Source organism: Magnetococcales bacterium, assembly GCA_015232395.1.
Classification (GTDB): domain Bacteria; phylum Pseudomonadota; class Magnetococcia; order Magnetococcales; family JADFZT01; genus JADFZT01.
Window position 1 is genome coordinate 24,438 of record JADFZT010000055.1, and the last position, 10,297, is coordinate 34,734.

Annotated in this window: 6 protein-coding genes and 1 tRNA gene; 2 read left to right on the forward strand and 5 right to left on the reverse strand. The window is 52.5% G+C overall.

Annotated features, from left to right (window positions below):
* Nucleotides 1-93: 93 nt before the first annotated feature.
* Nucleotides 94-2,076 carry a hypothetical protein gene (locus tag HQL52_14350; protein ID MBF0370630.1) on the forward strand — a complete coding sequence of 661 codons (1,983 nt, stop codon included), beginning with the start codon at nucleotides 94-96 and terminating at the stop codon, nucleotides 2,074-2,076.
* Here the strand turns inward: HQL52_14350 and HQL52_14355 are convergent.
* Both HQL52_14355 and HQL52_14360 read right to left on the reverse strand, forming a co-directional pair.
* On the reverse strand, nucleotides 2,055-2,627 hold the full coding sequence (locus tag HQL52_14355) for a VanZ family protein (GenBank protein ID MBF0370631.1): 573 nt from the start codon (nucleotides 2,625-2,627) through the stop codon (nucleotides 2,055-2,057). The two genes, HQL52_14350 and HQL52_14355, sit on opposite strands and share 22 nt — an antisense overlap.
* Before the next feature lie 62 nt (nucleotides 2,628-2,689).
* Entirely contained in the window at nucleotides 2,690-3,436 is a 747-nt protein-coding gene (locus HQL52_14360) for a phosphodiesterase (protein ID MBF0370632.1), read from the reverse strand.
* Between the two features lie 83 nt (nucleotides 3,437-3,519).
* Here HQL52_14360 and HQL52_14365 point away from each other — a divergent pair.
* A tRNA-Leu gene (locus tag HQL52_14365) sits at nucleotides 3,520-3,606 on the forward strand.
* A 207-nt stretch (nucleotides 3,607-3,813) separates the two neighbouring features.
* Here HQL52_14365 and HQL52_14370 read toward each other — a convergent pair.
* The 3 genes from HQL52_14370 to HQL52_14380 are packed head-to-tail and all read right to left on the reverse strand — an operon-like array spanning nucleotide 3,814 to nucleotide 10,206.
* Nucleotides 3,814-4,860 (reverse strand): two-component system response regulator, encoded by a 1,047-nt coding sequence (locus tag HQL52_14370; GenBank protein ID MBF0370633.1) that lies wholly within the window; start codon nucleotides 4,858-4,860, stop codon nucleotides 3,814-3,816.
* Nucleotides 4,853-9,265 (reverse strand): PAS domain S-box protein, encoded by a 4,413-nt coding sequence (locus HQL52_14375; protein ID MBF0370634.1) that lies wholly within the window; start codon nucleotides 9,263-9,265, stop codon nucleotides 4,853-4,855. The genes HQL52_14370 and HQL52_14375 overlap by 8 nt, the downstream gene beginning before the upstream one ends.
* Complete coding sequence (locus tag HQL52_14380) at nucleotides 9,262-10,206, reverse strand: cytochrome-c peroxidase (protein MBF0370635.1); 945 nt, start codon at nucleotides 10,204-10,206, stop codon at nucleotides 9,262-9,264. Before HQL52_14380 ends, HQL52_14375 begins: the two co-directional genes overlap by 4 nt.
* Nucleotides 10,207-10,297: the final 91 nt, after the last annotated feature.

The following is a 10,297-nucleotide window of genomic DNA, read 5'->3' on the forward strand; positions in this document are numbered from 1 at the left end:
TTTCCCCAATGATTGGATGTAATTGTTGACTTTTTTCGTCATAAGGGGGATGTTCATTCAGGATTTGAAGTCCCCAGGGAAAGGTGCGACAGCATGGCTGGAAATAACCCGACTGACGAGTCCCAGGATCAGCTTTACAGTCTGGATGATCCCGCTCTTCTCAATAATATGAAGCTGGTCAAGGATGTCAAACGGTCAGACCGGGGAAACATCCTGCGAACCCGTGGCACAGAGCTTACTGCTGTGGTCGTGGAAGGGCTCAAACGACGGGGGATCAAGGAGGTTTATGCCATACCGGTGGCCGCAGAAAAATTGACTGGTGCCACCGAAGAGATGGAAAAAATGTTCAATATTTTGGAATCGGTGGTTTCGGTTCCCGGCCAATCGGTTCAGGCAGCAGCTGAAACCTTTCAAAAAATGGAAGAGGTTCGGGCTCTGGAGGGGCTGGTCAAGACCCATATGCAGGAAATTTTCCATCTTTTCAATCCCCACGCTGCTGACGGCCTTATCCAGCTCCAGAGTCACCACCCCAACACCGCCAATCATTCCATCATCTCCGGTTTCAATGCCATGGCCATCGGCAAGGAGTTGGGCTGGGATGAGCCCAGAACCATCGAAGCGGCCATGGCCACCATGAAACACGATATCGGCAAGGTCAACGTCAAACTCGACACCTTGGATTGGCCGGGTCGCCTCAATAAAAAACAGTGGGCTGAGATCCAGCTCCACTCCCTTTTCGGTGGCCGGTTGCTGTTTCAGGGGCAGTGGGACAGCTCCGTTGTGACCGCTCTGACCCACCACGAATGGTATGCCAATGTCAAAGGCAAGGGGTATGGGGCGCTTACCCTTTTCCGGAAATATGTCGTCAAGGATATGGGCATTGAGATTGACGACTATCTGGCTACGGCTAAAAAGGCCGACCTGGAAATTCTCCACGTCAGCGCCATTGCCGATATGGTTTCAGCCCTGGAGGAGACGCGTTCCTACAAGGGCGAGTTGGTGCCCTTCAAGGTGCTGGTCATCATGAACAGCGATGCCGGACTGGGCCACTTCGAACCGAACATCTATCGCGCCTGGCACCGGAGTTATTGTCGTAAACACCCCAACCTTCTCCCCCAGGGATTGCAGGTGCCCCTGCCAAGGGAAAAAGAGAAAAAGGTGTTCCAGAAGGGACGCGTCGTCAAGTTTGCCAAACCGCGGCCTTTTCTTTCCCTGCGGGATCTGAAAAGACTCAGGCTTCTGGAACCCTTGGCCCAGCGGCGGGTCGATCTGGATCGGCTGCGTCGCAATGGCGGCATCCTGAAAAAACAGCTGCTGGCCTATTTTGAAAAAGTAGGCCCCATTCCCAATCTTTCCGATGCCAACCTCGAAAAAATGGGGGTCAAACCCCTCAAGAAGCAAGCTGTTTTGGAAAATCAGATGATCGGCCTGGACGTCAAGGAATCCCGCTTTTCCTTCGATGAGCTGGAAGAGTCAGGGCTTTTGCAAAAGATGAAATGCCGCATGTTTGACATCGACCTGGTACGTAAGGAGGGGGGTATTTCCCTGGATCGTCTGGTCAAACGGGATGTGCAGATCAACTGGAAAAAACTGGAAAAACTGGGTATCGACCCCAACAAACAGCAGCAGATCACCCTGCCAGCCTTTGAAGAGCGTTTGACTTTGGCAGATCTGGAAAAGCTGGGATATACCAAAAAGAAACTACACGATTTTGGGGTGTACGACCGTTTGGAGCAGCAGAGAGGCGGGCTGCGGCTGGATTATCTGGCCGAAAAGGGGATACATCCGAAAAAAACCGAGCTGCGGGAAAAGGGTATCAAAACGGAACAGAAAATTTTTTATGACATTCTGGTGGTGGAGAGCCTGGACCGAACCCGGGGCAGATTTGCCATCATGCGGGAGAGAGAAGAGTTTGCCGATCTGGAAAAAATCGCTGCATTAGGGGAGTTGGATACCCTGCAATCGTTTTTGTATCACAAGATTGGCATCGTTGAGATCGACTTTTCAGATGTATTGGATCTGCCAGCCTCTCTGGATAGTCTGGAAATGGGAGATCACTGGCGGGTCTCTGCCTGAACTTTTATATCCCCAACGGGAAAAAGAAACCGCCCCCACCAAAGTCCCAGCCCCCCACCCAGCGTATTCATCGCCACATCCCGAATATCCCAATAGCGGGTAGGTAAAAACCACTGGATGATTTCGTCCGTCAAGCCCGCCAAAAAAAGCCACAACAGTGCCACCATGAGATCCCGAAACCCATGGCGCTCCAGAGTACGGAAAACAAGCACTCCGAGAATGGCATATTGCAAAAAATGAATCCGCTCTACCGGCTTATCCACGGTGGCCGCAATCACAAGAATGGCAAGGGTTGGCAGCAGAAGGGGAAACACGCTTGGAGCCTTTTCCCTTAGGCTGCTGTTCATCTGATAGAGCCTGTAAAAGGCCCCCAGCAAGGCCAATATGAGAACCGTATTCACCCCCCAACCAAACGTTTCAGGCCCTATGACGGCAAAAAAATAGTGTACGGCAACAGGTGTGAGAGGCAGCGTGAGATAGATCAGCCCCAGATAGAGCGCGATCCCGATCCAGAGGCGTGGGTGTTGACGAAAAGTGTTGGGGAGAGTCATTTTGAAAGTTTGCCACGATCCTGACCGGGGAGGAAGACCGACTCTTTCCCGTTCAGCTGGCATCAGGCTGGTTCTAGCTGATAACAGCCGGTTTCAAAGCGGCCGTCATCATGGAGATGGAACCAGCGAAATCCTGGAAGCTCTTTTGAAACGGCCATCTCTTCCACCCGGGGGACAAATTGTACCGAGGTGGCTGGGGCTCCGAGGAGACGCAGACCATCGTGAGCTTCATCGAAGGCTTGATGGATGTGGCCGAACACAACGGCCTTAACTTCGGGATGGCGTTTGGTGATTTGAAAAAGATCGTGGGGATTTTGCAATCCGATGCGATCCATCCAGGTGGACTGGATAAGGGCTGGGGGGTGATGCAGGGCGATGAGGGTGGGGATTGGAGAAGAAGCGGCAAGGGAATCCTCAAGAGCTGCCAATTCCGCCACTCCCAACACGCCTCCCGACTCATCAGGCTGGGTCGAATCGAGACAGATCAAGCGCCACCCCCCCATCTCCACCCGACGCTGCCAACCGATCCGCTCCCCGTCGAAAGCTTCCTGAAAGAGATCCAACCGATCATGGTTTCCAGGTATCAGCCGGATGGGGCAGGGAAGGGAGCAGGTTACTCTGGCAAAGTGTCCATAGGAAGCCATGGAGCTTTCCTGGCTGATATCGCCGCTCACCAGCAGAAGATCCGGCTCCCAGGTCACGACTCTTTCCAGCACCTGCATGAAGTTATGGAGGGGGTATTGGCCGTAGAGAAGCGCCTCCGGGTCGGCCAGAAGATGGATGTCGGATAGGTGTGCCAAGCGGAACATGGACTCTTTCCTACCAGTCATTTTCGCACCTCACAAGTCCTCCTGTTGACCGGAAGCGGTGTATTTGGTAATTTCCCCCAAAAGCCGGGGTGGCGGAACTGGTAGACGCACCAGACTCAAAATCTGGCGTAGGCAACTACGTGTCGGTTCGACTCCGACCCTCGGCACCATCACGATAAAATCAAGCACTCAGCCAGCTCGGTTGGGTGCTTTTTTTGTGCTGAAGTATTCCATGCTGAAGTATCTCAATGGGCTGCTGCTGGGATAGGTCAGCATAAATATCCGCCCTCCACCATTTTTGGTCTATATTCACCCAGCTTCCTGGCTGCTTCAGGTTTAAGCTGGGACAGAAAGCCACCTTTTTGGTTTTGATGTGGCTATCCTTGAAATTTTTCCCGAATGGTTAATATTTCCGGCAAAATGGCCACAAACAGCTCTGCCAAGTCCGGATCGAAGTGATTTCCCGCTTCCTCCTGGATCAGATCCATGGCCCGAGTGATCTCCCAGGCTTTCTTGTAGGGGCGCTCTGAAGTAAGCGCATCGAACACATCAGCAATGGCAACGATTCGACCGGACACGGGAATTGTTTCACCCTGCAACCCATTGGGATAGCCACGGCCATCCCATTTTTCGTGATGGCTCACCGCAATTTCACAGGCCAGTTGCAGCAGAGGTGCGGATTGGTTGCCGAGAATTTCCGCACCCATGGAGACATGCTTTTGCATGATCTGCCACTCTTCTTCATCCAACTTGCCCGGTTTGAGCAAAATGCGATCAGGAACCCCCACCTTGCCCACGTCATGCATGGGGGCGGCGTTTAAGAGCAACTCTGACCATGCTTGATCTTTGCCTGCTGCCAGAGCCAGCTTTTGGGAATAGTGGGACATGCGCAAAATATGGGAACCGGTCTCCGGATCCCGAAATTCTGCTGCCCGTCCCAGGCAGTTGATGGTGCTGAGACGACTCTGCCAAAGGGCCTTGGTTCGTTCACGTACCTTCTCTTCCAAAATGACATTTTGATTTTTCAATGTGCGCTGTGCATTTTGCAGAGTCAGATGGGTGTTCACCCGAGCCTGGACGATGGGTATGCTGATGGGCTTGGTGATATAATCCAGGGCACCCAGTTCAAACCCCTTGGCCTCATCCTTCACTTCGACCATGGCCGTGACAAAAATAATCGGAATATCAGCTGTGGCTGGCTCGGATTTCAAACGACGACACACCTCATAGCCATCCATACCCGGCATCATGATATCGAGAAGGATCAAATCCGGTTTTTCGTCGGCAATGCTTTCGATGGCCCCTTCACCATCCATGGCCACACTAACATCATAGTGATCCCCCAAAGCTTCCAGGAGCACATCAATATTGGCCTCGGTATCGTCTACCACCAGGATGGTCTGCTGGCTGAGATGATCACTCATTTGTAGGCTCCTTTTTTTTCAGGTCTTGAATCATTTGTTCCAGCAGGATCAGGGCATCCTTTAATTTATATTTCCGTACCAGCTGCCGCAGCTGGGTGACCGACTGGGATAACTCATCGGGCCAGGCGGCTTTTTGCATCTGATCGAGTATGGGCACACAGGGACGGGGTTTGCGTTTTTGCAGGTGAGGTTGCAACTGCAAAAGAAGAGCGAGAAGTCTCGCTGTATCCAGAGGCTCTTTTTCTTCAGCAGGTTCCTCCCGGGAGGTGGTAAAAGCCTGCTGCAAGGTTGGGAGCATGTGCTCCATGGCCTCGGCAAATGCTCGGGTTAAACTCTCCAGATCGTTTTCAGAATCAGAGTCATTGAGGGCAGCTTCCAAATCAGCCGCGGCGGTCTGGAGCCCTTTTGCACCCAAGCTGCCAGCAATTCCCTTGAGAGTATGTGCCTGGCGAAGCGCCTCTTCCCGATCCCCTTTTTCCAGTGCCTGCTCCATTTTGGAAACGGCATCGGTTTGGTTTTCCAAAAATTTTTCTACCAATTTTCGATAGAGCCTGCGGTTACCCCCCAGTTTGGCCAAGGCTTGTTGGAGATCGAAGCCGGGCAGATCTGGCAGGGGAGCGGAATCGTTTTCAACGCAGGTGAGGTTGGAGGTGGATATTCTTTGCAGGGATCGATCCCCCTCTGGGTGGATATGGCGAAGCAGGGATTGAAAAAGCAGATTGATATCGATGGGTTTTGATACATAGTCGTTCATACCAGCGTTGAGGCATCTCTCTTTTTCTCCGGTCATGGCGTTGGCGGTCATGGCGATGATCGGCAGGGCGTGATGGATTTTTTCATTGCGAATACGCTCTGTGGCCTCCATCCCCCCCATCACCGGCATCTGCAAATCCATTAATACCGCTGCAAAAGTGCCTTCCCGAACCATTTTGACCGCCTCTTCACCATTAACGGCCAGCTGTACCGTAAGCCCCACCAACTCCAGCAGCTCCATGGCCACCTGTTGGTTGACCTCATTATCCTCCACCAGCAGAATTCGTTTGTTGGGAACCTCCTGAAACAGTTGGCTGAAATCGGATATGGAGCGACGGGTGCTTGCAGAGTGGCTCCCCTCCTTGCCAAAGGCCTGCATGAGCGCATCAAACAATTGGGAGTGGTTGACAGGCTTGGTCAAATAGCCATCCAGAGCCAGGGAATCCGCTTCCCGACGTGCCTGAGCATCATCGAAAGCGGTCAGCAAGACAATTTTGGGTTGTTGGGTGATGGTGGTGTTGGATCGAATATGCCGGGCAGCAGTCAGGCCATCCATGCCAGGCATTTTCCAGTCCATGGTAATCAACTGGATAGGGGTGCCGTCCCGCTCCTTTTTTTCCAGCAGGGTGATGGCCGCATCCCCAGAGGTGACCGACGAGACCTGAAAGGAGAAAGATTCCAGCATTTCCGTCAGGATTTCCCGGGCTGAGGCGTTGTCATCCACCACCAGGGCTTCCAGATGTCGCAAATCCGGGGCGGGGGTCAGCTCTTTTTGAGGTACCAACTCCTGAACGCCAAAGCGGGCCGTAAAGGTAAAAAGGCTTCCCTTCCCAGGTTCGGTGACGACTTCAATGATTCCATCCATCATTTCCACAAGCCGCTTGGAGATGGAGAGTCCCAGACCCGTACCGCCAAATCGGCGGGTGGTGGAACTGTCGGCTTGGGAAAAGGATTGGAATAGATGCGCTTTTTGGGCTTCGGTCATACCAATACCGCTATCCCGCACCGAAAAACGTACCACAGCCTGCTCCTGGAGCGACTCTTCCAGCTCCATGGCAATCATCACTTCCCCCCGCTCGGTAAATTTAACCGCATTGCCAGCCAGATTGATCAAAACCTGTTCCAGCCTCAGGGGGTCTCCCACCAAAACGGGGGGAATGCGGCGATCGGTCCGATAGAGAAATTCCAGGCCCTTCTCCTGGGCCTTCAGGGAGATGATGACCCCCAGATTGTCGAGTACGTTTTCCATCCGAAAAGGAATTGACTCCATCTCCAGACGGCCTGCCTCAATTTTGGAAAAATCGAGGATGTCGTTCAAAATACGCAGCAGTGAGTGGGAAGCGTTGTTGATTTTTTCAAGATAATCCCGTTGCTTGGGAGTGGTCTCGGTTTGCAGGCTCAGGCCGGTCATGCCCATGATGGCGTTCATGGGTGTGCGGATTTCATGGCTCATATTGGCCAAAAAGTCGCTCTTGGCCCGATTGGCGCCCTCAGCGATTTTTTTGGCCTTTCTGAGTTCCTCTTCCATCTCCTTGCGCTGGGTGATCTCTTCCTTGACGGCGATAAAATGGGTTGTGGTTCCGTCCGGTGTGCGGATAGGGGAGATGGAGGCCGATTCCCAATAGAGAGCACCATCCTTTCTCTGGCTACGAAACTCACCCCGCCATTCACCACCGTCCAGAATCGTTCGCCAGAGTCTTTTATACTCCTTCTGGGAAGTGTGTCCCGATTTTAACATGCGGGTGTGTTGGCCAATCACTTCATCGGGGCTGTAGCCGGTGATTTCAGAAAATTTGGGGTTAACGTATTGAACCGTGCCATCCAGATCGGTAATCACCACGATGGCAGGGCTCTGTTCCACCGCATAAGAAAGTTTTCGCAACTCATCCTCAACATACTTGCGTTCAATCAGGCCAGCCAAGGTATTGGTGACCACCTGCAGAAACTCCTCCTGGTTTGTTTCCAACCCCACCCCAGAGGTCAGATAGAGGTTGAGAACCCCCAACAGCTTGTCAGAAGAGAGGATCGGCAGACAGATATGCCCGTGAGGCTGAATGCCTTCATAGGTAATTTCATGTTGTTCGTCCAAATGGGTGGCAAGGATGGTTTTTCGCTCCAATGCCGCACGTCCACAATGGCAACGTCCCAAAGGCAGGCGGGCACATTGGGAGAGCAGTTCCGGATGGAGCCCGTGTTGGGCGGTCAGAATCAGATTTTGGCCGGAACCATCCAGGAGAAAAATGGCCCCCTTGGACTCGATTTTCAACCAGGGAATGGAAAGAATTTTATCGAGGGCTTGGGATAGTGAATCTTTAAGGGATTGGGTCTGGAGAGAAAGTTCCAGGATGAAATTGACCACCTCTTTGGTGCGACTGGCTGATTCGGCCTCTTCCATGGCGTCGCGGAGATTTTCCTCCACCAATTTGATTTCAGTAATGTCGTGCTGAACATTGACATAACCGTCCAACTTTCCCCGTTGGTCGAGGATGGGAGCGATGGCGGCCTGGCACCAGTAAAGCTCCCCTTCCAGGTCGGAATGGATTTTTTTTTTGCGATTGAGAAAGACCCCCCGCCACTGCCGCCTTTCACGCAAGGTGAGCCACAGGTCGTCATAAATCGACTGATCGGTGAGCCCACTTTTCAAAATACCCGGCGTTTTCCCCAAAGCTTCTTCACTGGACCAACCGGTGATGGTGGAAAAACCAGGATTGACATATTCGATGATACCCTTGGGATTGGTGATGACAATGGCGTCGGCCGAGGCCTCCACCGCCTGCATGAGACGCCGTTGCTGCATCAGGGATCGACGCAGTTGCCACATGGAAAAGATGAGTAAACCCAAGAGAGCCAACGCCATTAAAAACAGAAGCGTGCGATAGTGTGAGGCCTCCTTCAGACGCGCTGAATGGACCTGCCGCGACAACTGCGTTACCCGTTCAAGCCAATCGCTTACCTGACGATTGAGAATGGTGTTGAGGAGGATATCCAGCTCAATTTTTAAATTCAGGATGACATGGGCGTGGTCGCGCAAGTTGCGAATATGTCCTGAAAGTGGCTCTGGGGCCTCCCGGGTATCCTTCAAAAGCAGCCATAAACGATCCCGAGCGATCTGCTCGGCATTCGAATCGACACCGGTTCCCCCCATAGTGACCAGGTCGATCAATAATTCCCGGGCATTATAGGCTGCCAAGTGGCCTTTTTTTGCACCATCTTGTTCCCACTTTTCCAACTCTTGCAGCATCTCCTTCATGCCGATGGGAAAGTAGGTCAAGGAGTTTTTCAAAACCGCATTCATCGATTTAAACTGTTCGATCTCAGCGGATTTTATCTTGAACAGCTTATGCAGTCGATCTGTGGCGGCGGCGACTCTGTGACCGTTGCCATAAAAGTTTTCCGAGAGTTTGTGCAAACCTGCCAACTCTTGGCCCATGGCTCGTACATGGATGACGGTCGTGTCGTAATGTTTCAATAGGCCGTGCCGAATCAAAACCAGATCCTGATTGAGGTTGGCGTCATGTTTGGCAAGCTGGGTGATGGAACGCTCCAGCAGACGAAGCTCCCCATCATCCACTTCACTCATCACCGCCAAAAAGGTCATGATAACGGCAAAGGCTATGCCGACGCCCCAGCGCAGGAGTCCGGAAGCGTTCATAACGGCTCTCCGGCATACTCACCGGTGAGGGTGTTTAAAAAGGCTGTCAGGCGGTCGACTTCGCTTTTGGAGAGGGTCCGGCCCAATTGATATTTTCCCATCAGAAGGACCGCCATTTCCAAATCATCGACAAAACCGTCATGGAAATAAGGGGCGGTCAGGGCCACATTACGCAGGCTGGGTACCTTGAAATAAAATTTATCCCGTTCCAGGCCGGTCACGTTGAACCGACCCAGGTCGTCTGGCTTGACGTTGCCGTGATCCTGAAGAAAATCATCGTAAAAATCACCGAAAAGGCCAAATTTTTGGTACATGTTGGCCCCCAAAGCAACCCCCTGATGGCAGCTGGCACAACCCAGCTGTTTGAATAGCTCATACCCCGATTTTTCGAAATCGGTCATGGCTTGCTTGTTACCACGCAAAAACTGATCAAATCGGCTGTTGGGCGTGTAGAGAGAGCGTTCGAATTCAGCGATGGCATCCAAAATATTGGCAGGCTGGATACCGTCGTCGTAGATTTTCTTAAATTTTGCAACATAATCGGGGTCGTTTTTCAGTTTGACCAATACCTGGGGCCAGTTGGAGCCCATTTCAAGGGGATTGTGTATTGGGGCTGCCGCCTGCTCCTCCAAGGTAGCCGCACGACCATCCCAAAATTGTCGAAAATTGAAACTGGAATTGAAAACCGTGGGGCTGTTCATGATTCCCTCCTGCCCATCGATTCCCACGGAACGACGCAGACCATCTACCCCACCCATGGTCAAATCGTGGCAGGTGGCACAGCTGATGGTGTTGTCCCTGGAAAGACGAGGATCATGAAACACTCTTTTTCCCAGTTGAACCTTCTCCCGATCCAATAAAATGTTCTGGGGAATGGGGCGGGCCGGTTCGTTGATTAAAGGGGTCGTCGCCGCCACCACTGGCCAAGTGGCGATCACCATCGCCACAGCCAGCACCGAGACCCGAGAAAAAAGGCTGTTTTCCCTGGAGAGCCTGCTGCAATAGGCCGCTTTTGGCCTGGATACGGCGTTG